At 64.1% G+C, this 23194-nt stretch carries 29 protein-coding genes and 3 tRNA genes; 13 read left to right on the top strand and 19 right to left on the bottom strand.

Features of this window, described 5'->3' with window-relative positions:
- Positions 1-2: 2 nt before the first annotated feature.
- Positions 3-929: a hypothetical protein gene (locus WDX12_RS22015; protein ID WP_434721993.1), complete on the top strand. Its 927-nt coding sequence runs from the start codon at positions 3-5 to the stop codon at positions 927-929.
- 33 nt (positions 930-962) lie between these two features.
- Here WDX12_RS22015 and WDX12_RS22010 read toward each other — a convergent pair whose 3' ends face one another.
- Positions 963-1790, bottom strand: coding sequence for an NmrA family NAD(P)-binding protein (locus tag WDX12_RS22010; RefSeq protein WP_434721992.1), 828 nt, complete (start codon positions 1788-1790; stop codon positions 963-965).
- A gap of 192 nt (positions 1791-1982) precedes the next feature.
- Here WDX12_RS22010 and WDX12_RS22005 point away from each other — a divergent pair, with 192 nt between their 5' ends.
- Positions 1983-2888, top strand: coding sequence for a LysR family transcriptional regulator (locus tag WDX12_RS22005; RefSeq protein ID WP_434721991.1), 906 nt, complete (start codon positions 1983-1985; stop codon positions 2886-2888).
- Positions 2889-2933: 45 nt separating this feature from the next.
- Here the strand turns inward: WDX12_RS22005 and WDX12_RS22000 are convergent.
- From WDX12_RS22000 to WDX12_RS21980, 5 genes are all read right to left on the bottom strand, one after another.
- A tRNA-Arg gene (locus tag WDX12_RS22000) sits at positions 2934-3000 on the bottom strand.
- Between the two features lie 7 nt (positions 3001-3007).
- The gene (locus WDX12_RS21995; RefSeq protein ID WP_040972222.1) at positions 3008-3316 is read right to left on the bottom strand and encodes a HigA family addiction module antitoxin; all 309 of its coding nucleotides are present in this window, start codon (positions 3314-3316) and stop codon (positions 3008-3010) included.
- A gap of 27 nt (positions 3317-3343) precedes the next feature.
- Positions 3344-3622: a type II toxin-antitoxin system RelE/ParE family toxin gene (locus tag WDX12_RS21990; protein ID WP_320296247.1), complete on the bottom strand. Its 279-nt coding sequence runs from the start codon at positions 3620-3622 to the stop codon at positions 3344-3346.
- An 84-nt stretch (positions 3623-3706) separates the two neighbouring features.
- Positions 3707-3783: transfer RNA gene (locus tag WDX12_RS21985), tRNA-Arg, on the bottom strand.
- A gap of 54 nt (positions 3784-3837) precedes the next feature.
- Positions 3838-4143, bottom strand: coding sequence for an ETC complex I subunit (locus tag WDX12_RS21980; RefSeq protein ID WP_434721990.1), 306 nt, complete (start codon positions 4141-4143; stop codon positions 3838-3840).
- 248 nt (positions 4144-4391) lie between these two features.
- Between WDX12_RS21980 and WDX12_RS21975 the strand changes: the two genes are divergently transcribed.
- The 5 genes from WDX12_RS21975 to WDX12_RS21955 all read left to right on the top strand — a co-directional run bounded on the left by WDX12_RS21975 (position 4392) and on the right by WDX12_RS21955 (position 8331).
- A complete protein-coding gene (locus WDX12_RS21975; RefSeq protein ID WP_320296248.1) occupies positions 4392-5360 on the top strand; it encodes an NAD(P)H-dependent oxidoreductase in 969 nt (322 codons plus the stop codon).
- A gap of 136 nt (positions 5361-5496) precedes the next feature.
- Positions 5497-6672 carry a flavin-containing monooxygenase gene (locus tag WDX12_RS21970; RefSeq protein WP_320296397.1) on the top strand — a complete coding sequence of 392 codons (1176 nt, stop codon included), beginning with the start codon at positions 5497-5499 and terminating at the stop codon, positions 6670-6672.
- Positions 6673-6831: 159 nt separating this feature from the next.
- Positions 6832-6908, top strand: a tRNA-Pro gene (locus WDX12_RS21965).
- Positions 6909-6968: 60 nt separating this feature from the next.
- A complete protein-coding gene (locus WDX12_RS21960) occupies positions 6969-7691 on the top strand; it encodes a hypothetical protein (protein WP_434721989.1) in 723 nt (240 codons plus the stop codon).
- Between the two features lie 379 nt (positions 7692-8070).
- Entirely contained in the window at positions 8071-8331 is a 261-nt protein-coding gene (locus WDX12_RS21955; protein WP_320296250.1) for a hypothetical protein, read from the top strand.
- A 128-nt stretch (positions 8332-8459) separates the two neighbouring features.
- Here the strand turns inward: WDX12_RS21955 and hdaA are convergent, their stop codons facing one another.
- Genes hdaA through WDX12_RS21940 form a run of 3 tightly spaced genes read right to left on the bottom strand, consistent with a single transcriptional unit; the run spans position 8460 to position 10960 of the window.
- On the bottom strand, positions 8460-9164 hold the full coding sequence (gene hdaA / locus WDX12_RS21950) for a DnaA regulatory inactivator HdaA (RefSeq protein ID WP_434725689.1): 705 nt from the start codon (positions 9162-9164) through the stop codon (positions 8460-8462).
- Position 9165: 1 nt separating this feature from the next.
- Positions 9166-10431, bottom strand: coding sequence for an AI-2E family transporter (locus tag WDX12_RS21945; RefSeq protein ID WP_434721988.1), 1266 nt, complete (start codon positions 10429-10431; stop codon positions 9166-9168).
- Complete coding sequence (locus WDX12_RS21940) at positions 10328-10960, bottom strand: CDP-alcohol phosphatidyltransferase family protein (RefSeq protein WP_434721987.1); 633 nt, start codon at positions 10958-10960, stop codon at positions 10328-10330. The genes WDX12_RS21945 and WDX12_RS21940 overlap by 104 nt, the downstream gene beginning before the upstream one ends.
- A gap of 227 nt (positions 10961-11187) precedes the next feature.
- On the opposite strand from WDX12_RS21940, the gene purM reads away from it, so the two are divergent.
- Genes purM through WDX12_RS21920 form a run of 4 tightly spaced genes read left to right on the top strand, consistent with a single transcriptional unit; the run spans position 11188 to position 13677 of the window.
- Positions 11188-12267, top strand: coding sequence for a phosphoribosylformylglycinamidine cyclo-ligase (gene purM, locus WDX12_RS21935; RefSeq protein WP_434721986.1), 1080 nt, complete (start codon positions 11188-11190; stop codon positions 12265-12267).
- On the top strand, positions 12264-12971 hold the full coding sequence (gene purN, locus WDX12_RS21930) for a phosphoribosylglycinamide formyltransferase (RefSeq protein WP_434721985.1): 708 nt from the start codon (positions 12264-12266) through the stop codon (positions 12969-12971). The genes purM and purN overlap by 4 nt, the downstream gene beginning before the upstream one ends.
- 20 nt (positions 12972-12991) lie before the next feature.
- Positions 12992-13171 (top strand): hypothetical protein, encoded by a 180-nt coding sequence (locus WDX12_RS21925; protein WP_434721984.1) that lies wholly within the window; start codon positions 12992-12994, stop codon positions 13169-13171.
- Positions 13162-13677, top strand: a complete 516-nt coding sequence (locus tag WDX12_RS21920; RefSeq protein ID WP_434721983.1) for a SixA phosphatase family protein — start codon at positions 13162-13164, stop codon at positions 13675-13677. The genes WDX12_RS21925 and WDX12_RS21920 overlap by 10 nt, the downstream gene beginning before the upstream one ends.
- A gap of 70 nt (positions 13678-13747) precedes the next feature.
- Here WDX12_RS21920 and WDX12_RS21915 read toward each other — a convergent pair whose 3' ends face one another.
- The 5 genes from WDX12_RS21915 to WDX12_RS21895 form a co-directional block, all read right to left on the bottom strand.
- The gene (locus tag WDX12_RS21915) at positions 13748-13996 is read right to left on the bottom strand and encodes a DUF680 domain-containing protein (RefSeq protein WP_320296257.1); all 249 of its coding nucleotides are present in this window, start codon (positions 13994-13996) and stop codon (positions 13748-13750) included.
- Between the two features lie 275 nt (positions 13997-14271).
- Positions 14272-14478 carry a DUF680 domain-containing protein gene (locus WDX12_RS21910; protein ID WP_320296258.1) on the bottom strand — a complete coding sequence of 69 codons (207 nt, stop codon included), beginning with the start codon at positions 14476-14478 and terminating at the stop codon, positions 14272-14274.
- Positions 14479-14800: 322 nt separating this feature from the next.
- Positions 14801-15007: a DUF680 domain-containing protein gene (locus tag WDX12_RS21905; protein WP_320296259.1), complete on the bottom strand. Its 207-nt coding sequence runs from the start codon at positions 15005-15007 to the stop codon at positions 14801-14803.
- Between the two features lie 54 nt (positions 15008-15061).
- Positions 15062-15268 (bottom strand): DUF680 domain-containing protein, encoded by a 207-nt coding sequence (locus WDX12_RS21900; protein WP_434721982.1) that lies wholly within the window; start codon positions 15266-15268, stop codon positions 15062-15064.
- A 54-nt stretch (positions 15269-15322) separates the two neighbouring features.
- The gene (locus tag WDX12_RS21895; protein ID WP_434721981.1) at positions 15323-15562 is read right to left on the bottom strand and encodes a DUF680 domain-containing protein; all 240 of its coding nucleotides are present in this window, start codon (positions 15560-15562) and stop codon (positions 15323-15325) included.
- A gap of 482 nt (positions 15563-16044) precedes the next feature.
- On the opposite strand from WDX12_RS21895, the gene WDX12_RS21890 reads away from it, so the two are divergent.
- Entirely contained in the window at positions 16045-16722 is a 678-nt protein-coding gene (locus WDX12_RS21890; protein ID WP_320296262.1) for a response regulator, read from the top strand.
- Entirely contained in the window at positions 16719-18092 is a 1374-nt protein-coding gene (locus tag WDX12_RS21885; RefSeq protein WP_434721980.1) for a sensor histidine kinase, read from the top strand. The genes WDX12_RS21890 and WDX12_RS21885 overlap by 4 nt, the downstream gene beginning before the upstream one ends.
- 28 nt (positions 18093-18120) lie before the next feature.
- Here the strand turns inward: WDX12_RS21885 and WDX12_RS21880 are convergent, their stop codons facing one another.
- The 5 genes from WDX12_RS21880 to speB form a co-directional block, all read right to left on the bottom strand.
- Positions 18121-18999, bottom strand: a complete 879-nt coding sequence (locus WDX12_RS21880; RefSeq protein ID WP_434721979.1) for an ABC transporter permease — start codon at positions 18997-18999, stop codon at positions 18121-18123.
- An 11-nt stretch (positions 19000-19010) separates the two neighbouring features.
- A complete protein-coding gene (locus WDX12_RS21875; RefSeq protein ID WP_434721978.1) occupies positions 19011-19820 on the bottom strand; it encodes an ABC transporter ATP-binding protein in 810 nt (269 codons plus the stop codon).
- A 103-nt stretch (positions 19821-19923) separates the two neighbouring features.
- On the bottom strand, positions 19924-20910 hold the full coding sequence (locus WDX12_RS21870; protein ID WP_434725688.1) for an ABC transporter substrate-binding protein: 987 nt from the start codon (positions 20908-20910) through the stop codon (positions 19924-19926).
- Positions 20911-21110: 200 nt separating this feature from the next.
- Positions 21111-21887: a 4-hydroxy-tetrahydrodipicolinate reductase gene (dapB, locus tag WDX12_RS21865; protein ID WP_434721977.1), complete on the bottom strand. Its 777-nt coding sequence runs from the start codon at positions 21885-21887 to the stop codon at positions 21111-21113.
- A 74-nt stretch (positions 21888-21961) separates the two neighbouring features.
- Positions 21962-22765: an agmatinase gene (gene speB / locus WDX12_RS21860; RefSeq protein ID WP_434721976.1), complete on the bottom strand. Its 804-nt coding sequence runs from the start codon at positions 22763-22765 to the stop codon at positions 21962-21964.
- Between the last annotated feature and the right edge of the window lie 429 nt (positions 22766-23194).

Here is a 23194-nt window from a genome sequence, read left to right as displayed (position 1 = left end):
CCTTGGCATTCAAACCGTTAGTTAACAGACTGAGCCGCAGCCGGACGGTGATCCAGGCGAAGGCGCTCCGCAACCAGTTCGTCTACAAGGTCTTCGAATATCGGGGGCGCGCGTCCGGGCGCCTTCTTGCGAAAGAATTGCAGGACGCCGGAGTGTCGCGCGTCTGCATTACCATCGCGTTCAACGTGCCCTGGGTGATCGACGCTTTGACCAAAGCGTGGGAAATGCACTCGCCGGGGATGACGCTGGTCGTCGTCGACAACTCGACCAAGGTCGCGGCCAGAGAAGCCATCGCGCGCATCTGCAAAATGCGCGGCGTGCCTTACCTTGCCCTGCCGATGCGGGTCGAAAAGCACCTGTCGAGATCGCACGGAACGGCCATCACATGGGCCTTCCACAACATCGTGCGCCATCTGAAGCCAGAGCTTTTCGGCTTCATCGATCACGACTGCTTCCCAGTCACGCCATTTGACATTCCCTCCAAGCTGGCCGGCAAAGCCGTGTATGGCCGCAGGGCATACGGCACGGAAAACCACGTCTACAAAGCCAAAGCGGATGATCGGCACTGGAACTTGTGGGCTGGCTATTGCTTCTACCGGTTCTCAGCCGTGGCCGACCGCAAACTGAACTTCGACCCCCGCTTGAACCTCGGCCTCGACACAGGCGGCGCAAACTGGGCGATCCTCTATTCGAAGCTCGAAGAGGCGGATGTTGCCGTCGCAACCTTGGAACAGCGCCCCATGACGATGGCGGGCGCGGTCGGGCATCACGAATTCATCGACGGTGCCTTCTTTCATCTCGCCGGCGTGTCATACCCCGAAAGGCCTGGCTATCACCACCGAACGGTGGAGCATCGGGAAATGCTTCGGGACTATGTGTGGAACACGTATCTGGGCGGCACCGCCGGACAGGCGGTGAGCGACTTCTGACGAATCTTTGGGTCTGCCGCCCGAAACGTCAACTCAACGTCCAGCCTCCCCGACGATCTTCGCAATCGCTTCGTCTATCCCAATTCTCCCCTTGCTCCGTTCAGCGCTCGGATCGCGAAAATCGATCCAGCCTTCGTTGAAGCCGTCGAGCATGCGCATGCGCATTTCAGGGTGGCGCATGCCCTGGCCGAGGAAGATCGACTCCCAGCGCTCCCGCGGAATGGCGCGCGCCTCGACCTTGCTGCCGAGGGCTTTGGCGAAGGCGGCGGCGATTTGGTTCGGCGACACCCGGTGTTGCGCTTCAAGCTCGATCACGCGGTGACCGCTCCAATCCTCCAGGAGATGTTCGGCAGCCGTCCTGCCGACATCGGCGGTGGCGATCATCGCGATAGGGCGATCGAGCGGCTGGAGGTAACTCTCGACGACGCCGCCGTCGCGCGCCGAGGCGAGATCCCACTGGGCATTTTCCATGAACCAGGCGGCACGCAGTAACGTGACCGCCACGGGCAGATCGGCGAGCGCCTCTTCGAGCAGGCGCAGCACATTTAGCAGGTTGGGCTGTGCCGCATCCGCGCCGATCGTCGACAGCGCGACCACTTTGGGAGGCAGCGCCCGATGCAATGCTTCGCGGATGACGGCGATCCTCGGCAGCACGTCCGGGAAACCGGACTCGGAATCATAGACCGGCGGCAACAGGATGAACGCGCCCTTGACGCCCGAGAGCGCCGCGGCAAGCGGCCCGGCATCGCCGAGATCGGCGACGGCGACCTCACAGTCCCTGGCAAGCCACGGCGCGCCCTTGGCTTGGTCGCGAACGACGGCGCGAACCTTGTGGCCGGATTTGAGCAGCGCTTCGGCCAACGTGCCGCCGACGCGACCGGTGATTGCAGTGACAGCGAACATGATCGCTCCTTTCGAATTGCGCGGTTTGATCGCAGCGGCTCGATACGCCGCGGGCCGATACGATCGGTGGACGGCCTTGTCCTACCCTTTGCTTGCTGATTCCAGAGCCGATATGTCATCATAATCCGGACTTCAGATTGGGAATGACGAATGCCTTATGACGGGAGATTGCTGTCCGGCGTGACGGTGCTGATGGCGGTGGTCGAAGCCGGTTCGATGGCACGGGCCGCCGACACGCTCGGCATGACCGCCTCAGGCGTCGGCCGTGCCATCCAGAGGCTGGAGGCCCGTATCGGGGTGCGGCTGCTCGACCGCACGACGCGCACGATGCACCTGACGGACGAAGGACGGCGCTTCTACGAGCGGGTCGGCCCTCACCTCGACGGCATCGAGGAAGCAGCGATCGAGGCCACCGGCGCGGCATCGGTCGTTCGCGGCAGGCTGCGCGTCAATGTCGACCCGTTCTTCTCGCAACTGGTGCTGGCCCAGCATGCGGGCCGGTTCCTGGCGCTCTATCCCGACCTTCGTCTCGAACTGATCATGCGCGACGCGGTGGGCGACCTCGTCGCAGACGGGTTCGATCTTGCCTTGCGCTTCGGCGATCCGCCGGCAGGCTCATTCACGGCGCGCAAACTGATCGAGACGCGCGTGCTGACCGTTGCGGCACCCGCCTATATCGAGCGCCGGGGCCGCCCGCGGCGCCCCTCCGACCTGCCCGACCACGACGCCATCGAGTTCTGGGACGCCGCGCATGGCCGCGCCTACGAGTGGGAATTTCGCCGAGGCAACGAGGTGCTGCCGGTCCGCGTCGAGACCAGGCTGATGACCTCTGACGCGCCGACCATGCTCAGCGCCTGCCTTGCCGGCGCCGGCATCGCGCAGGTGCTGGAATTCGCCACGCGCGAGCAGGTCCGCGACGGACGGCTGGTCGAGTTGTTCCCCGACTGGCAGGACGAACTCTTCCCGCTCTACGCGACCTACCCTTCGCGGCAATACCGCACCGCCAAGGTGCGGGTGTTCGTAGATTTCGTGATGGAGTTGCTGGCGGGGGTTTAGGTCCGGAGTCAGCCGGACCTCACGACCCATTGAACCAATCGGCGATCCCGGCAGGATTTCGAACCTGCGACCATCGGCTTAGAAAGCCGGTGCTCTAAGGGACCGCCGAGCAAACTTTGTTAAGCCGCGTGCAAGGTCGGTATAGCGCTCACATCCACTTCCCGTTCGGCGTGCCAGGCATCATAGGCCGCCTGCATTCGAAGCCAGATTGCAGCGCCGTCGCCGAACATTTTTCCGAGCCGAGCCGCAACGGCCGGCGAAACCGGCTTCCGTTCCCGGGTGATATCGTAGAGCTGCTGTCGCGAGATTCCGAGCAGCCTGGCAATTTCCACCTTAGTCTTTCCAGTCGCCGGGATGATATCCTCAAGCAGCGCTCCCGGGTGGGACGGGCAACGCTCAATCGGACGCTTCGGCTTGTGCTCGCTCATCAACCAAACTTCCCCAGTCTGTCCGCCTCAATGATACTGCTCGAAATCGACGCGGGCGGCGTCTTCGCCGTCGAATTCAAATGTGATGCACCACGGGCCGTTCACGTGAACCGTATAGCGGGTCGGGTCGAAGCCTTTCAGCGCGTGAAAATCAAATCCTGGCAGGTTCATATCTTCCGGCCGCTCGGAAGCCTCGAGACGGTCAAGTCTGACTAGGATGCGCTTGTGCATCTTAACGTCAATCTTTCCGGTTTTCCCGGTCTCGAACAAATCGGCCAGCGCTTTGCTCTTGAATGACTTGATCATGCCTAACGTAAGCAGATAGCGTACACAAGTCAAGCTCGCGTAAGCAAAAAGCGTACATTTGCAATCGACAAGAAAGCCAAAGAATGGCGATCCCGGCAGGATTCGAACCTGCGACCATCGGCTTAGAAGGCCGGTGCTCTATCCAGCTGAGCTACGGGACCGTCGGCCGACCGGGCCGGCTGATACGCGTTACGCCAGGCGACGCAAGATAGGAGTCAGTGCGTCCAGGGCGTCCTGCGGTCATAGCGGAAATTGTCCGAATAGGAAATCTGCCGGCGCTTGGCTTCCTTCGGCTCTTCGACGCGATAGGCGATCTTTTCCTTCTCGGCATAAGCCACCGCTTCTTCCTTCGTGTCGAAGGTGAGCTTCACCTGGCTCAGCATATCGCCCGAGGTGGTGTAGCCCATCAGCGGGTCGATCTTCTTGCGCTGGGTGGGGTCGAATTCCAGCACCCAATGCCCGGTCTTGGCCTTGCCGGACTGCATCGCGGTTTTGGCTGGACTGAAAATGCGCGCGGACATGGCCACCTCGTTGCCGCCCGAAGACCGGGCACCTCGTTCAGCGCCGTCTCCGGGGATTCTGCGGGAAACCCCGATCTTGCGCCAATCCGTCATTACTGTGCAATGACCGCGGCGGCAAGGCCGCAAGCGTCCCCTGCGCCCCCACGGCGCAGGGAACCTCGTCGCGCCGGCGACATTATCGGAATGTCGGGCGGGCAGACTCCGTGCCGCCTCCCCCCGTGAGCCACTGCCAAAACGGACGTTTCGCCATGACCAATGCAACCGAACACGCCGTCCTGCAGCTCGCCGTTCTTGTCGGCAGTCTGCGCGCCCAATCCTTCAGCCGCAAGATCGCCAAGGCGCTCGCTGCCCGCGCGCCGGACTCCGTGCGCTGCCGCTTCATCGAGATCGGCGACCTGCCGCTCTACAACGAAGACCTGGACGGCGACCGCCCGCCGGCGGCGTGGTCGGGCTTCCGCGCGGCGATACGCGAGTGTGACGCGGTGCTGTTCGTCACCCCGGAATACAATCGCTCAATCCCTGGCTGCCTGAAGAATGCGCTCGATGTCGGCTCGCGCCCCTCGGGCAAGAGCGTGTTCAAGGGCCTGCCGGCCGGCGTGGTCAGCGTCACGCCGTACCAGCTCGGCGCATTCGGCGCCAACCATGCGCTCAGGCAAACCTTCGCCTTCCTCGACATGCCGGTGATGCAGCAGCCGGAGGCCTATATCGGCAATGTCACGGAGTTGCTGGACGACAAAGGCGCGGTGACCAACGCCGACACCGCCGCCTTCCTTGAGAAGTTCATGACCAGCCTGGAGATGTGGATCAGGACGATGCATCCTGGCGGCTCATCATTCGATGCTTTCATGAAGCAGCGCGAGAAGATCGCGGAGGACTATGTCAATGGCGATGCCACCTCGCTTAAGGCGATCGTCACCCGCGCCGGGCCGGCGACGTTCTTCTCGCCACGCGGCGACCACCTCGAAGGCGCAGAGGCGGTTGCCGGCCGCTACGAACGCGACGCGGCGAGCTTCCACAAGGGCGGCAACACCGATCTTGAGGTGCTGCAGGCGTCGGCAAGCGGCGATCTGGCCTTCTGGAGCGGCTTGCAGCATGCCAAGGCGCGCATGGGCAAGAACGGCGAGGCGACCGATATGACCTTGCGAGTGACGGAAGTGTTCCGACTGGAAGATGGCGCGTTCAAGCTGGTGCATCGCCACGCCGACCCGGTTCATTAGCCGGCGCTTGCAAAAATCCGCGACACAATGCCGGAAACCTTTGCAACATCGGCCTATTCCTTTTGGCCCGTGGGCGGCATATGTCAGATACATGGTCGTGCCAGTTAAAGGCATGATGACGACGATAAAGACACGGATGGACGCGGAAGCGAAAGTCTTGCCGTCGGGGGTCGGCGAGCCAGCGATACTGGAAGGCGCGATTGTCATCGGCGCGGGCGCCGCCGGGCTTGCCGCCGCTTATGCGTTGGCCAAGGCCGGCGTGACGACGCAGATCCTGGAACGCGAGCAGCGGCTGGCCGAGCCCTGGCATCGCCGCCACGACAACCTGCACCTCAACACGCATCGCGATCTCTCCTCGCTGCCGGGCGTTTCCTATCCCGCGGGAACGCCGGCCTTCCCGCATCGCAGTGCCGTCATCCGCCATTTCAACGATTTCGCCGAGACGCACCGGCTGCCGATCGCCTTCGGCGTCAAGGTCGACGAGATCGAATTTCGCGGCGATCACTGGCTGCTGCTGACCAGCGCCGGCCTGAAGGCGGCGCGGCATGTGGTGATCGCCACCGGACGCGACCGGCAACCCTTCATCCCGGCCTGGAAGGGCATGGAGGATTTTTCAGGCAAGATCATCCATTCGGCCGATTTCGGCAGGGCAAGCGACTATGCCGGCAAGAAGGTGCTGGTGGTCGGCGCCGGCAATTCCGGCTTCGACGCGCTCAACCATCTTTCCCGCGTGGAGACGGGCCAGATGTGGCTTTCGGCGCGCAACGGACCTTCGCTGCTGCCCAAGCGTATCGGCAAGATCGCCGTGCATCGCATATCGCCGCTCATGGCGAGGCTGCCGACAAGGCTCGCGGATGCGGTCATGGCGGCGACGCAGCGCCTGGTGTTCGGGGATCTGACGAATTACGGCCTGCCCCCTGCCCCGGCGGGCGGCGCCAGCCGGCTCGGCTCCGACTACACGGCGATCGCCGCCGACGACGGCGCGGTCGACGCCATCAAGGCCGGGCGCATCATCGTGGTGCCGCAATTGCGCGAATTCAAGCGCGACGGCGTCGTGCTGGACAATGGCCAGGTGATCGCGCCCGACATCGTCATTGCCGCCACCGGCTACCGCACCGGGCTGGAGACGATGCTGGGCCGGCTCGGTGTGCTCGACGCTAGGGGCGTGCCGCTGTTCAACGGCGCCGCGAACGACCCGAACCTGCCCGGGCTCTGGTTCACCGGCATGCGGCCGAGCATTCGCGGCTGCTTTGCCAATTCAATAATCCAGGCCGCTGCGATCGCCAGGAAGATCGCCTCTCAGAAGCGCTGATCGGCAGCCCGACGGTCATTTGTCCAAGAAGGCAGCGCTGTTGCCTTGTCAACGAAACCGCGGTCCGGCGCTCTTCAACACTGCGGCATCGGCTGAATTGCGAGGCCTCCGTTTTTGTGTTGCCTTCCGGGCGTGCGCCCCCTATACGCCGCGGGACGTCGGAGTGTAGCGCAGCCTGGTAGCGCACCTGATTTGGGATCAGGGGGTCGCGTGTTCGAATCACGCCACTCCGACCATCGCTTCTTCCCCAGAGACAACCAGGCCGGCCCCGTAAGCCCGACCGGAGGGTGCATATCTTGGCAGCCGTGGTTGTAGCGATCCTCGACAGGGACAATTGGAACGCCAACACCGACATCATCGTCGTCGTGGACGTTTCGAGGCGGCGGCTGACATGGGTGCCGCGCGATCTGTGGTCTCCCCTCATCAGCGACCGCGTCAACGCGGCCTTCGCCATGGGTGGCGGCAGATTGCTGCTCGATGCGCTTGCGGGACTGGGCTTTTCGGCGCGCAGCGCAGTCTGCCTCAGGCGCGGCGCGAGCGAGGCTGCGCTTGCCGGCGCCCGCGTGAACGTGCCGGTCAGTGAGCCGCTCGATTTCTGGTATCCGCTGACGCCGACGAGCCGCCTCGAGGACGGGCGCCAACAGGTTTCCTTCCGCCCGCCCGCCGAGACACTCACGGGCGTGCGTCTCCATCAGTGGATCGGCGCACGCAGCATGGTCAATGGCAAGGGCACCGACTTCCATCGCATGCAGCGCCAGATCGTGTTCCTGCGCGCGCTCATCGCCCAGGGTTTCGATTTCCGCTCGGCGCTGAAGAATCCGGAGCTGGTGCGCGTCGCTGGCGAGGATCCGTTGCCGCTGCTTGCCCGGGTCAGCGCCAGTTGGCGCATGCAGGAGCATGACTGGGTGGATGACGCCGTCATCAATGGCAAGATGGTCCTGGTCCCGCGCAAGCCGAAGCCATGGTGGCGGCGGCAATTGCGCCGGCTGCGGGACAGGCTCAAGATGAAGCGGGACTAAAGCGCGTCGCGTCGAAACGGATTCACGCGACGCGCTTTAGCGCCTTGCTTGATGCATGTCGTTGCCGCAAAACCGAGGTCACTTTTGCGCGACATGCATTAGCCATTCCAACGGCGCGGTCGCATCGACGGTAAACCCGCCGGGCGAGAACCCCAACACCTCGAGCCCGGCGAGCCTACAACCCGATCTGGAACGCGACCGGGACCGGGATCAACCGGCATTGTCTGCGTTGCAAGAACGATGCCTGAAAGACTGCTCCGGAATGGGACAGCTACGCCGCATGCTCCCATGAGTTGATCACGGAACGCCTGGGCGAATCGAATAATCTCCTCGCTTCCAACTTTGTCGCCGGTCTAGACTTCGGACAAAAGGGGGTTCGATGCCTGTCCTGGAGGCATTGCTGTCGCTGATCGGCCCGGCCTATCTGGCCTATTACGGCTTTACGGTTCCGGTCGCAGTCGTCTGGGCCATTCTGTGCGCTGCTCTTTGGGTTTGGAACAACCGGCCCAGCAAGAGGAATGGCGTAGCCCGGTCGCGGTCCGCCAGCCTGATGTTCTTCATCCTTGTCGCCGCCTGCTATGTGACGGCGCATATGGGCGTCTATCTGCTGGCCCGGCATCTGGCCAGGCTATGGGCGTAAAGGGCGCGCCGCGAGCGGGGTCTCCCTCTAGTGCGTTTCACCGTTTCACGGAAACGGCGAAACGCCCTATCTCTTTGTTTTTACGCAATTCCGGGCGGAAAACCGCTCACACTTTTCCTGGAATTGCTCTAGATATCGAACTCGCCCTGCCCTTCGTCCATGGCGCTGACCGTCTCGGCGGCCAAAGCGCGGGTGATCGGCGTCTTGCGTTCGAGCGCCGCGCGGTCGAGGCGCTCGACGATGCGCATGGCGGTGCCGAGCGAGCGCTCGATGCGGCGCACCAGATATTGCACCACATGCGGCTCGACTTCGACCTGGCGGTCGGCGAACAGCTTTGTGATGACGCCGGCCAGCAAAAGGTCGTCGGGCTCGTGGATCTCGACCGTCGCCGCCGCCTTCAGCCGCGAAATGAGGTCGGGCAGCACGACGCGCCAGGCCGAGGGGAAACGCCGCGCTGTCAAGAGCAGTGTTGAGCCCGCGCCGCGCACGGCGTTGATCAGGTGGAACAGGCCCTGCTCGTCGATCGGGCCCTTGTCGATATCGTCGATGAGCGCAGACCTGGTGCCGAGTCCGGCAATGTGCTCGCCGATCCGGCCTGGATCGATGGCGACGGCATGCGTCCGATCCTGCCAGATCCGGGCGAGATGGGTCTTGCCGGAACCGGGCGGCCCTGCCAGCACGACCACTGGCGACGGCCAGTCCGGCCAGCGGTCGATCAGCGATGCCGCTTGCGCGTTGGTGCCCGAGACGACGAGCTCGTCACGCGAATAGCCGGTGCCGTGGCCGAGGTCGAGCGGCAGCTGGCGCGGCGGATCGGATCGCTCTGCGGGCACGTCAGCCACGCGGCTTCGAACGATGGCCGCCGCCGCGATCGGCCGGCAATGGCGGCGCGGGCCGGGCGGCGTGGCCTTTGTAAAGCGGCGATTCGAGGTAGCGGGCTATGGCGAAGCGCACCAGCACGGCAATCGCGGCCGAGGCCGGCACGGCAATCAAAAGGCCGACGAAGCCGAACAGCGCGCCGAAGGCAAACAGCGCGAACATCAGCCATACCGGATGCAGGCCGACGCTTTTGCCGACCAGCCTCGGCTGCAGGATGTTGCCCTCGATGAACTGGCCGACGAAGAACACGCAGGCGACCAGCACCACCATGGTCCAGTCCGGCCAGAACTGGACGAAGGCGACGCCGACGGCGAGCACCAGCCCGGTCAAGGAGCCGACATAGGGGATGAAGGAGATCACCCCGGCGAAGAAGCCGATGAGGATGGCGAAGTTCAAGCCGGTCAGCGTCAGGCCCGTGGCGTACATGGCGCCGAGCACCAGGCAGAGCGTGCCCTGCCCGCGCACGAAGCCGGCGGTGGCGGTGTTGATGTCGCGGGCCAGCGCGCGCACCGTCTCGACGTGGTCGCGCGGCACCCAGCCATCCACTTCGGCGACCATGCGGTCCCAGTCGAGCAGCATGTAAAAGGCGACGACCGGGGTGACGACGAACAGGCTCACCACTGAGACCAGTGCGACGCCGGAACTCCATATCGAGGTGAAGACGGTGGTGAGCAGGCTGAAGCCGGACGTCAGCAGCGAATTCAGCCCGTCGCGCAGGCCGGCGGCGTTGACGCCAAAGCGCTGCTCGAGCCATTTCGGATCGAAGCTGGTGATCAGCGACTGCAGGCGCGTGAGATATTCCGGCAGCTTGCGGGCGAAATCGGCCATCTGGGTGGCCAGCACCGGCACCAGGATGACGAAGGCCAGCACCACCACGACGATGAAGGCAATCAGGATCACCACCGTCGCCATCAGGCGCGAGAGGCCGAGCCGCTGCAGCCAGTCGGCGACCGGGTCGAGGAAATAGGCGAGCACCATGCCGGCCACGAACGGCAGCAGGATACCGGAGAAAAGATAGAGGAACAGCGCCAGCAGGACTGCCGTCGCCAGCCAGAAGAAGACCTGGCGGCGAAGCCCGCCCGAGCCGTCGTCAGCGGCGATCACCGCGCCGTCATTGTCAGGCGTCCGTGCAGGAGCCGCCCGACTTGCCGATGCCCGACTTGCTGTCGCCGGTCTTGATGTCGTCGTTCTGGGAGTTGCTCGTTCGGGAGCCTTCGCCATAGCCGCTCATATGCCTTAGCCAAGCCACGAGATAGGCCGCGGCCGAAGCCACGGTCAAGACCCCGGTCAGCAATATGAGCGCGGTCCGCAGCGGGCCAAGTTGCACGGAGAAGGCGAGTTCGCCCAGCACGAGCGCCGCCAGCACGATCTGCGCGGCGGTGTTGGCCTTCGACACGAAGAGCGGCTTCATCTCGACCGGATGACTCATCACGCTGGACAAAAGTACCGCGCAGACGATCAGCCCGTCGCGCGAGACCATGGTCACCACCAGCCAGAGCGGCAGTTCGCCGGCAAAGCCCATGACGACGAAGACCGAGACCAGCAAGAGCTTGTCGGCGATCGGATCGAGATAGGCGCCGAGGCGCGACGACTGGTTCCAGCGGCGCGCGATGAAGCCGTCGACACCATCGGAGATGCCGGCGACGAGGAATCCGGCGAAGGCCCAGCCCCAAAGCGACTGCAGCATGGCCAGCACCACCGCAGGCACGAGCAGCAGCCGCATGATCGTGATCATGTTGGGAAGGGTCACATGAGGTCCCGTCGTGTCTTTTGTTGGGAAAAGATGAGGGAGATAGGAGGTGGGCGCAAGGGAGGAACTACTGATCTCCCACGTCGTGAGGCCCGCAAGAGGGGGAGATTGGCAGCTTCGACGCCTCGCCCACCTTCCACGGTTTTATAGGCAGGAATGGCCGTCATCCTTGCTCCCCGAAACCATTCATGCGAATAGCCCGCAATGGAAACAGGAACGAGCCAACGATGAGCAAGGGCGACAAGGCCAAGCGCAAGAACGGGCTCACCTATGCTGAAGCCGGCGTCGATATCGATGCCGGCAACCTGATGGTCGAGAAGATCAAGCCGCTGGTGCGCGCCACGCGCCGGCCGGGCGCCGACGGCGAGATCGGCGGCTTCGGCGGTCTGTTCGACCTGAAGGCCGCAGGCTTCACCGATCCGGTGCTGGTCGCGGCCAATGACGGCGTCGGCACCAAGCTCAAGATCGCCATCGACGCCGGCAAGCACGACACGATCGGCATCGACCTCGTCGCCATGTGCGTCAACGACATCGTCGTGCAGGGCGCCGAGCCGCTGTTCTTCCTCGATTATTTCGCCACCGGCAAGCTCGACCCGGACCAGGGCGCTGCGATCGTCGGCGGCATTGCGCAAGGCTGCCGGCAGGCCGGCTGCGCGCTGATCGGCGGCGAGACGGCGGAAATGCCCGGCATGTACCACGACAAGGATTACGACCTTGCCGGCTTCGCCGTGGGCGCTGCCGAGCGCGGCCAGTTGCTGCCGACCGACGACATCGTCGAGGGCGACGTTCTGCTCGGCCTGGCCTCGTCTGGACTGCACTCCAACGGCTTCTCGCTGGTGCGCCGCATCGTGGCGGCAAGCGGGCTTGGCTGGAGCGATCCGGCGCCGTTCAACGACGAACTAAGCCTCGCCGAGGCGCTGCTCGAGCCGACGCGCATCTATGTGAAGTCGATCCTCAAGGCGATCCGGAACACGCATGGCATCAAGGCGCTCGCCCACATCACCGGCGGCGGTTTTCCGGAGAACATTCCGCGTGTGCTGCCGAAGGATTTTTCGGCCGAGCTCGACCTCGAGGCGATCGACGTGCCGCCGGTGTTCGCGTGGCTGGCCAAGACCGGCGGCGTCGCGCCGGAAGAGATGATGCGCACCTTCAACTGCGGCATCGGCATGATCCTCGCCGTCGCCTCCGGCCAGGCGGCGCAGGTCGCGGCGGTGCTGCAGGAAGCCGGCGAGACGGTGACGCCGATCGGCCGCATCGTGCCGCGGCGCGATGCCGGCGTCATCTACAGGGGCTCGATCGGCCTATGAGCAGGAAACGCACGGTCGTCCTGATCTCGGGACGCGGCTCCAACATGACGGCGCTGATCGCGGCGGCGAGCGATCCAAGCTATCCGGCGGAGATCGTCGGCGTCATTTCCGATCGCGCCAACGCGGCCGGCCTCGGCATCGCCCAGTCGCGCGGCATCGCCACGAAGGTGGTCCAGCGCGCCGACCATCCGAGCAAGGATGCCTATGACGCCGCGATCGATGCCGCGCTCACCGGCTTCGGCGCCGACATCGTGGCCCTGGCCGGCTATATGCGCATCCTGGGCCGCGGCCTCGTCGAGAAATGGCAGGGGCGCATGGTCAACATCCACCCTGCCCTGCTGCCGGCCTTCAAGGGGCTGGACACGCACGCGCGCGCAATCCGCGCCGGCGTTCGCATCCATGGCTGCTCGGTGCATTTCGTCACGCCCGAAATGGATGACGGTCCGATCATCGCGCAGGCCGCCGTGCCGGTGATGGTCGGCGACAACGAGGACACCTTGGCCGCGCGCGTGCTCAAGGTGGAGCACCGGCTCTACCCGCTGGCGCTGGGTCTCGTCGCCGAAGGCAAGGCGTCCATGGAAAAGGGTCACACCGTGCTTGCCCATTTCGCCGACGACGCCGACAACGCCAGCTCGGTCGTAATGGCGCCGGACCCGCTGCGCGAGGAGACGGACCTCGAACAGCTGGCGCGGATCACGCCGTAGCCTTGGCTGGAAGCAGCAGTATGGCGATCAACTCGGAACCGACGAACCAACCGCAAAGCCGAACTGAAGCAGACCGGCTGCGCAAGGCTTGGGAAGACGGGCTGGCCAGCGATCCGTTCGATGATTTTGACATCGAGGCAATCAATGAGAAGGCTCGCGCTCGTCTCGCTGGTTCCCCTGGTCCTGATCAATGCCGATAAGACAACTGCTCATCCTGCGCCATGCCAAGTCGAGCTGGGACGATTCCGCACTTGCCGATTTCGACCGGCCGCTGGCCCCACGCGGCTTGAAGACGGCGCCGCTGCTGGGGCGGGAGCTGGCGCGGCGCGGCTGGCTGCCCGATCTCGCTCTGGTCTCGCCGGCGCTGCGCACCCGCGACACCTGGCGGCTGGTCGCCCAGGAACTGCCGAAGAACGTGCCGGCGCAATTTGCCGAGGAACTCTATGAGGCGGCGGCGGGCGCAATCCTCGCACGCGTGCGGCAGGCCAAGGCGACGAGCCTGCTGGTGATCGGCCACAATCCCGGCCTGCAGCATTTTGTGCTGCGGCTGGCCGGCGCCGGATCGGACGAGGCTGTCTTCAAGAAGATCGAAGCGAAGTTCCCGACGGCGGCGCTCGCGCGATTCACGCTGGACGAGGATTGGGCGGACCTCGACTTTCGCGGCGCGCGGCTGACGCATTGCGTGAGGCCGAAAGACTTAGACTAGGGTAGAGCCAGAAGCTTGCCGAAAAGGCGGCGAGCGAGCCCGCCGCCTTCAGTATTTTCAGAGAAGCTGATCAATTGCCCCAATTATCCGCAGGCGGACCCGGCCAATTCGCAGGGTCGGTCGCTCCGGTCTTCATCGCGGTGTCGACATTGGGAGCCGGCTTGGCCATCTTGTGCTTCGGGATCGAAGCCGTGACGCTGGTGTCAGCGCCGATGGCTGCCTGGTTGACGCCGTCAGCGCCGTAGTGATCGCTGCCGGCGGATGCGGTGCCTATGGCGGCGACAAGTATGGCGGCCGCGACGAATGCAATCCTGGTCATGTTCGATTTCCTTGTTCCGTGTCGTTTCATCGGCGGTAGCCTTGGGAGGATGGCCCCGCTGCCGAGAAGACCTGAGGTAGCCAGGATTTATTCCCGGCGCGCCGCTGTTTTCAGCGGCCACGGCAGCGTCGGATTCGACTTCGCCCGGGAAAAGGAAAACGATTACAAATACTTGTGATACACATACGTGTGAAGTGAATGATGTTACCGGTAGCCGGCTTCACAAAAGCGAAGCGGCGGGACAAAGCCCGCCGCCTAGTACCTTTCGGACCGGATCAGTGGTTGCCGAACAGGTCGTGGTTGGTGCCTTGAACGACCGGCTTATGGACATCCGTATCCGACTTCGTGATGGAGGCCGTCACAGTCCGGTCGATGGTGACGACCGGCTGATTTGCGTTGGCAGCGCCATAATGGTCGGAGCTGGCGAAAGCAGTGCCCGTGGCGACGAGAATGGCGGCTGCGGTAAGTGCGATCTTGGTCATTTCAAATACTCCTGTTCCGGGTTGTTCCGTTATCGATCGGGAGCGATTGACGATCCGATGACCCAGTGGATCGGTACAGGACGGCCCCCGACATCGCCCGGGGCTGCCCGCTCGCTGCACTCGTTTGAATTTCCCTGGATCGGCCCCGTCTATCGGCCCTTGCCTCCCCACTTCGGAGCCACCGGGGGTCCCGTTACAGGCATCACCGCTTCGTGATAAATGCTTGATCAAACCTAGGAGGCGGCCTGGGAGTAGCCGGCTCCACAAAAGCAGAGCGGCGGGACAAGCCCGCCGCTTTGAGGTCCGTCGAGGACAGAACCGTTTAGCGATTGCCGAAAAGGTCGTGATTGGCGCCCGTGACGACCGGCTTCTGGACATCAGCGTCCGACTTCGTGATCGAAGCGGTGGACGAGGTGTCGACCGACGCGGCCGGCCGGTTGGCCTCGTTGGGGTTGTAGTGGTCGGACCCAGCGAAAGCGGCGCCAGTGGCGACAAGCAGGGCGGCGGCGGTAAGAGCGATCTTGGTCATTTGAGTTACTCCAGATTTAAAGGTTGTCGATTGAAGGTTCGCGTGGCGAACCGCTTAGTGGTTGCCGAACAGGTCGTGGTTAGCGCCCGTGACGACCGGCTTCTGGGCATCCGCGTCCGACTTCGTGATCGAAGCGGTGGACGAGGTGTCGACCGAAGCGGCCGGCTGATTGGCATTGGCCGATCCGTAGTTGTCCGAGCCGGCGAAAGCGGCACCGGTGGCAACGAGAAGGGCGGCGGCGGTAAGAGCGATCTTGGTCATTTGAGTTACTCCAGATTCAAGGTTGTTGGTTTGAAGCGGATCAGGAGGGGCCGATTAACGGCCCCAGATGCCCTGGCCCGACTGCGGCTGGTTCTGATCACGCGTGATGTGGAGATCGCGCTGTTCGAACTTGTCGAGCTTGCGGATCGAGCCGGTGATGGTGTTGTCGACCTTGCCCGCGGGAGCGGTGACGGCCGGCTGGTTGACGTTGTCGGAACCATAATGGTCGCTGCCGGCGAAAGCGCTGCCCGTGGCAATGAGGAAAGCAGCGGCGGCAAAAGCAATCTTGTTCATTTTAGGTACTCCAGATTTCAAAAGTCGTGTCCGTCTAGTGGCGTGCCTTGATGGAAATTCGCGTCGCTCGGACCACCCCGAAATGGGTCGGCCCTGTTGCCATTTCCAATCACGAAAAGTTGTGAACCGAACCGTTCGGTTCGATCTTGAAATTATGCGAGTGACGCGGCGGCCACATTCTTATCATTTAATATCAACTGGTTACGGCGAACGCCTTGAGATGCGGCACCTAATGCGGGCTGCCCTTGTTCACCCTAGTTGCACGAACCGTCAACATTAATTGAACCGAACGGTTCGATTTAATCGCTTGCCGGACCGAACAAGGGGCTAGGCAGGCGCCACGACCAGGATGGCGATCGCCGGCAAACCACGTTTGCCTTGCGCGCGGATCGATACTATCGGTTGGTCTGAGGACCAATTCGGACGCCGCCTGCCGCCCTCGGCGAAGGGTCGGCGCCGTTGGGAGGAAACAGCGACAAACGATGCGGCTGCTGCTTGTCGAGGACAATCGCGAACTGGCCGATTGGCTGAGCAAGACGCTGCGCCAGGCGAGCTATGTCGTCGACGTCGTGCATGACGGCGAGGATGTCGAGCATGCTTTGGCCGCCGGCGACCATGCCTTGATCATCCTCGACCTTGCCCTGCCCCGCATGGGCGGCATGGAGGTGCTGAAAAGGCTGCGGGCGCGCGGCAATCCTGTGCCGGTGATCGTGCTCACCGCCAATGCCAGCCTCGACGGCCGGGTCAAGGGCCTCAACGAAGGCGCGGACGACTATCTGGCGAAACCCTTCCAGATCGAGGAACTGGAAGCGCGCATCCGCGTGCAGTTGCGCCGCGCCAACGACCGCACGGCGCCGGTCATTTCCTGCGGCGATCTGGTCTTCGACACCAACACACGCCTGTTCTCGCTTGCCGGCGCGACGCTGTCGCTGACGCCGCGCGAGCACGCCGTGCTGGAACAGCTCGTCGTCAAGGCCGGCCGCACGGTGAGCAAGGCGGCGCTCTCGACGGCGATCTACGACTTCGAAACCGACGCCGATCCCAGCGCCATCGAGATCTACGTGCACCGGCTGCGCAAGAAGCTGGAGGGATCGCGCGTCCAGATCGCCACCTTGCGCGGCCTCGGCTATCTGTTGCGTCATCACGATCCGGCGCCATGAGGATTGACAGGTTTCGGATCGGCAGCCTTCGCCTGCAATTGCTGGCCTGGGTGGTGCTGCCGCTGGCCGGGCTCGCCGCCATCAATTTGTGGACCAGCCATGGCAATGCGCTCGCGACCGCCGACTTGGTTACCGACCGGATGCTGATGGCGTCGGCGCGCGCTATCGCCGAGCAGGTCGCGGTAAAGGACGGCGTGCTTGACGCCACAATTCCGCCGGCGGCGATCGAAATGTTCGATACCGGCGACCGCGACAGAGTCTACTACCATGTCGAGACCGCGGGCGGACGCCTGCTTACCGGCTATCCCGACCTGCCCAAGGCGACTCAGCGCGGCAGCATCGAGACCGGCTTTCGCGAGCACCGTCTGCGGCTCGCGACGCTCGGCCATGCCGTAATCGGCGCCGGGAAGGATTCGCCGATCACGGTCACAGTCGGCGTGACGCTTGCCGGGCATGACGCGATGGTGAGGCGTCTGTGGTTAAGCGCCTTCGGCCAGCAGCTGGCGCTGGTGGTGATTGCCGGCGTGTTCGTCCTGCTCGGCCTGCGCCGAGGCCTCGCGCCGCTGCTGCGGCTGCGCGACGCCGTGCGTTCGCGAAGCCGCAGCGATCTGGATCCGGTCGAGGTCTCGGGCGCCCAAACCGAAATCCGGCCGCTGATCGAGGCGCTCAATGCCTATATGGCGCGTGTGCGGGCCCAGATGGCGGCGCAGCGCCGCTTCATCGCCAATGCGGCGCATCAGTTGCGCACGCCGCTGGCGCTGCTGTCGACGCAGGCAAGCTATGCCTTGCGGGAGACTGTCCCCGATGCCCGCCATGAAGCGCTTTTGGCCCTGCAGGCAAGTTCCGGTCGCCTGGCGCGTTTGGCCGAGCAGTTGCTCACCCTGTCGCGGGCGGAGCCCGGGAGCAGGCGACCCCGCGCCGATCGCATCGACCTGACCGAAGCGGCGCGGCAAGTGCTCGAAACCCATGCGCCGGTCGCCGTTGGTCGCAATATCGATCTCGGCCTGGAGGAAACCGGGCCCGTGCCGGTCATCGGCGACGGCACCATGCTGCGCGAGATGATCGTCAACCTCGTCGACAATGCGCTGCGCTATTCAGCGCCCGGGAGCAGCGTCACGGTGAAGCTGGCGGCCGTCGATGGCGAGGCACAGCTCACGGTCGCCGACGATGGACCCGGCATTCCCGCGGACGAGCGCGAGCATGTGTTCGAGCGCTTCTACCGCGTTGCCGGAACGACAGAGGAGGGCAGCGGGCTTGGGCTCGCCATCGTCCGCGAGGTTGTCGAGAACGCCGCCGGCCGCGTCACTCTTGGAGATGGCGCGGCCGGCGGGCTGATCGTCGAGGTGCGGCTGCCGCTGGCTGGCGGCTAATATCCAACTGTGAAACCTGCCGCGGCCATCACTGCGTCTCGTGCAGCGGCTGCGGCCGCCACTTCGCCAGTCTGCTCTCGACCAGCGTCATCAGGTACTCGGCGCCGAGCGCCACCACCATGACGATAACGATCGCCGCATACATGCCGGCGGCGTCGAACGAGCCCTTGGCGATGTTGATCAGCAGGCCGATGCCGTAGCGCGAGCCGACGAACTCGCCGACGATGGCGCCGATGATGGCGAAGCCGAAGCTGACATGGAGGCTGGCGAAGATCCAGCTCATCGCCGACGGCACGATGACCGAGCGCGTCAGCTGCCAGTCGGAGGCGCCGAGGATGCGGGCATTGGCGATCATCGCGCGGTCGGCCTCGCGCACACCCTGGAAGGCGTTGTGGAAGACGACGAAGAACACCATGACGAAGGCCAGCGCCACCTTCGAGGCAAGGCCAAGGCCAAGGATCATGATGAAGATCGGCGCCAGCACGACGCGCGGGATCGAGTTGATCACCTTGATGTAGATCGAGAAGATGTCGGCGGCCATGCGGTTGCGGCCGAGCGCGACGCCGATGACGATGCCGGCGACGGAGCCCGTTACGAAGCCCAGTACCGATTCCTCCATGGTGACATAGAGGTGGTACCAGAGCGGCCCTTCCGACGTTCCTTCCGTGGTCCATTCATAGAGCCGCCCGGCGATGGTGCTCGGCATGGCGTAGAAGAAGGGATCGATCCAGGCCATGCGGCCGGCGATCTCCCACAGGCCGAGGAAGATGATGAGGATGGCGAGCCGCCAGAAGATGACGGCGTGACGGCGATGCGCGGCGGCCTTGGCAGCGGCTGCCTCGATCTCGGCGTCCGAAGTTCCCGGCCTGAAGCTCGCGGCCGAGATATTGACGGTGGCGTCTGTCATATCGGGTTCCTTTAAGCGGCCGCGCGGGCGTAGCTGGTCTCGACCTCTTCCTTCAGGTCGGCCCAGATGGTGCGCGAATAGTCGATGAAGCTCTGCTCGTAGCGGATGTCGGCGACGACGCGCGGGCGTGGCAGGTCGATCGTGTAGACGGACTTCACCGTCGCCGGCCCGGCCGTCAACACATAGACCTTGTCGGCCAGCGCGATCGCTTCCTCGAGGTCATGGGTGACGAAGACCACCGACGCCCTCGCCTCGGACCACAGGCGCAGAAGCTCCTCATGCATCAGCACGCGGGTCTGCACGTCGAGCGCCGAGAACGGCTCATCCATCAACAGGATCTCGGGACCGTTGATGAAGGTCTGGGCGAGCGCCACGCGCTTGCGCATGCCACCGGAAAGCTGATGCGGGTAGTGCTGCTCGAAGCGCGCAAGGCCGACGCGAGCCAACCAGTCGCGAGCGGAGGCCTGGGCCTGCGCTTTCGACTTGCCGCGAAACAGCGGTCCGGCCATCACGTTCTCGATGACGGTGCGCCACGGAAACAGCGCGTCGGTCTGGAACACAAAGCCGATGCGCGGGTCTATGCCCTTGACCGGCGCGCCCATGACGCGGACCTCGCCCGCGCTCGGCCTGGCGAGCCCGGTGACGAGGTTGAGCGTCGTCGATTTGCCGCAGCCAGTCGGGCCGACGACGGCGACGAATTCGCCGCGCCCGACCGTCATGGTAAAATCTCGGATCGCCGTCAGCGACTTGCCGGTGGGGGAAAGGAAGCGGCGGCTGACATTGATCAGTTCTATCGCCGGAGCGGTCTTCTCGACAGCCATGGTTGGAACTCCAATAGCGGGCGACCGCCGCGCGGGGATCGCCGGGCGTGGAAAACAGATCAGGATGCCGGCACGAAGCCTGGACCTAGTGCCGGCTTGATCGCTATTTCACGTTCTTCACGAATTCCGTGGTGTAGGTCTTCGAAAGGTCGATCTGCTTGCCCTGCAGTTCTTTCTTGAAGGCCGAGAGAACCGTGAGCACCGTTTCGGGGCCGCCCTGCGGCATCACGCCGTCGGCGGTGAACATCGCCTTGCCGGCGTCAAGCGCCTTCACATAGCCTTCCTGGTCGCCGACATAATAGTCCTTCGGCATCTTTTCGGCGATCTCGGCGCCGCTATGGGTGTTGATGAACTTTAGCGTCTTGACGAAGGCATTGGCGAGCTTCTGGACCGTGTCCTTGTGCGCATCGACCCATTCGGTCTGCATATAGAGGGAAGCGGCCGGGTAGGTGCCGCCAAGCGCGGCCTTCGTGCCTTCCATCGTGCGCATGTCGATGAGAACCGCCGCCTCGCCGGTCTTCAAGAGCCGGGTGATCGTCGGCTCGGTCGTCATGCCGGCCTGGATCTTGTCCTGCTGCATGGCGGCGATGAAGGTGTTGCCGGCGCCAACCGGCACCGAAGTGAACTCGCCGAGCTTCAACCCGTTCTTCACCGCCAGATACTCGGTCAGGAAATTGGTCGAGGAGCCGAGGCCCGTGACCCCGAGGCTCATGCCCTTGAAGTCGGCCGGCGACTTGATCTCGGGATGCTTGGAAGAGACCAGCTCGACCTCGCCCGGCGCCTGGCTGAACTGGACGACGGATTCGACGAACTTGCCCTTGGCCTGCAGGTCGATGCAATGATCGTAGAAACCGACCACGCCCTGGACGGCGCCCGCCAGCATCTCGTTTTCGGCATCGACACCCGCCGGCTCGTTGAGCAGTTCGACGTCGAGGCCTTCGTCCTTGAAATAGCCGAGCGCCTCGGCAAGCTTGGCGGGCAGGTAGATCTGCTTTTCGTAGCCACCCACCATGATCGAGATCTTGTCGGCGGCCGATGCCGTCGTTGCGCCCGCGGCGAGCGTGGCAAGCGTCAGCAGCGCCGAACCCAGGGCGCGTTTAGAGATGAAACCGGTCACGTAACTTCCTCCACCTTGGCGGCCGCCATCCGGCTGAACCGCATTTCCTCCTGCCGGCCCTCCCAGGCCGATCACGTGGCGAGCGCCACAAAACTGTCATGGCATGGCCAAGCTTTCAGCTGGCTTTCAGCCATTTTAGCGACCGTTGAAATGGAATCTGGCGAAATTGCCGGTCACGAGCCGACGAGCCCCAGCACGTCACGCATGTCGTATTCGCCGGGCGGCCGGCCAGCGATCCAGAGTGCGGCCGCAACGGCGCCGCGCGCGAACATCGAGCGATCGGCAGCGGCATGCGAGAGCGTGAGCGTCTCGCCTTCGGTGAGGAAGCTGACGCTGTGCTCGCCGACGATGCTGCCGCCGCGCAGCACGGCGAAGCCGATCTCGCCGGTTGAGCGTGGCCCGACGAGGCCATCGCGGGCGCGCTTCGCCACATCGTCCAGCTCGACGCCGCGCCCGTGCGCTGCCGCCTCGCCCAGCATCAGCGCCGTGCCCGACGGCGCGTCGACCTTCATGCGGTGATGCGCTTCGAGGATTTCGATGTCGCAATCGTAGGACCCAAGCGCCCTCGCCGCCTGCTCGACCAGCCCGGTCAGCATGTTGAGCCCCAGCGAATAGCTTCCGGAGCGCACGACGGCGATTGTCTTCGCGGCGTCGGCAATCGCTTCCAGTTCAGCGCCATCGAAACCTGTAGAGCCGATCACCAGCGCCGGGCCGCCACGCGCCGCGCAGGCTTTTGCCAGTTCGACGGAAGCCGCGGGCGTGGTGAAATCGACGACCACGTCGGCAAGCGCCAGCGCTTCGTCGCGCCGCACCAGTCCCTCGCCCGTGCTGCCTGGTCGATGGAAGCGGCCGGCGAGTTGCAGCCGCGGATCGGCCGCGATGGTCTCCGCCATCTGCCGGCCCATGCGGCCGAGCGCGCCGGCGATGGCTATCCTGAGCGGCTGCGGCATGACGATCCTTTTCGAAAGCTTATACGGAACAATCCTCTAGCACGCCGCCTTGGCAAAGTGATTCAGGCGTTGCTTCAGGCGGCGCCGTTGGTCTTCAGCATCATGCCGGCGATCTCCTTGACCAGCTTGGCGGCGACCAGCGCCGTCACGTTGGAGAGGTCCTGGCGCGGATTGTATTCGACGACGTCGGCCGCGACTATTCGTTGGTCTATTGCCTGGATCAGGCCGATGGCCTGACGGGTGGTGAAGCCTCCCGGCTCACGGTGAGAGACGCCGGGAGCGAAGGCCGGATCGAGAGCGTCGATGTCCATCGAGATATAGACGGGCGTCTTGAGGTCGAGCTGTAGGCCTTCCCTGAAATGCCGCATCTCCACCACCTCGACGCCGAAGCGCTTGAACTGGTCGCGATGGTGATCATTGACGGTGCGCAGGCCGATCTGGATCAGCCGGTCGGCCAGCTTCTCCTCCATGATGCGGGCAAAGGGCGAGGTGTGCGAGCGCGGGTTGTCGTCATAGGAATGATAGATATCCGGATGCGCGTCGATGTGGACGATGGTGAGGCTGGTATGGCGACGGCGCACCGCGCGCAGCACCGGCCAGGAGATCGCATGGTCGCCGCCGAGCGAGATCAGCGGGTGACCGGCGTCGAGCGCACGGCCGACCTCGGTTTCGACCCGCTGCCACGGGTCGCCGGGTTGGCTGAAATCGATGTCGCAGTGATCGATGAAGCGGCCCGTCAGGTCGAAGCCGGTTTCGGTCCAGGAACTGTAGGCGTCGCTGTGAAGCTCGCGCCGGATCAGCGGCGGCGCCTCGGCCGGGCCGCGCAGATAGGACGAATTCTCGTCATGCGGAATACCCAGAAGCGAGACCTTGGCCACGACATCCTCCCTCGTTGCCGAGACAAGGACCCTCTATAGACGCCGGAGCTGGCGGGCGCGACGAGAGGCGCTTGGGCCAGATCTCGGGCAAGCCTTTCCCGAATTCTGCAAGAAAAACGGCGCAGAGGCGACTGACTTCCGGAGCTTCTTAGCTGCTTTTTATGTCAACAGAGGCAGGCCCGGGGCAGTGCTGACCGTCGTAGATCGCGGCGGTCGCAGTTCTCTTACAGAGTATGATGGGATCCCGTTGAAGCGCTTGAGGGTTCTGGACGCTTTAGGCCGTATACGCCGAAAAACAAGGCAAATCGAAAAAACGGACTAAAGCGTGTCGCGCTGAAACGGATTCAGGCGACGCGCTTTAAGCTTTTGTTTTGATGCATGTCGTTGTCCCAGAACCGCTGCACACTTCTGGGCGACATGCATTAATGG

Source organism: Mesorhizobium sp. RIZ17, assembly GCF_051127865.1.
GTDB classification, from domain to species: Bacteria; Pseudomonadota; Alphaproteobacteria; order Rhizobiales; family Rhizobiaceae; genus Mesorhizobium; species Mesorhizobium humile.
The sequence above is the reverse complement of the archived record's forward strand: the minus strand, read 5'-3'. Positions and strand labels throughout refer to the sequence as shown.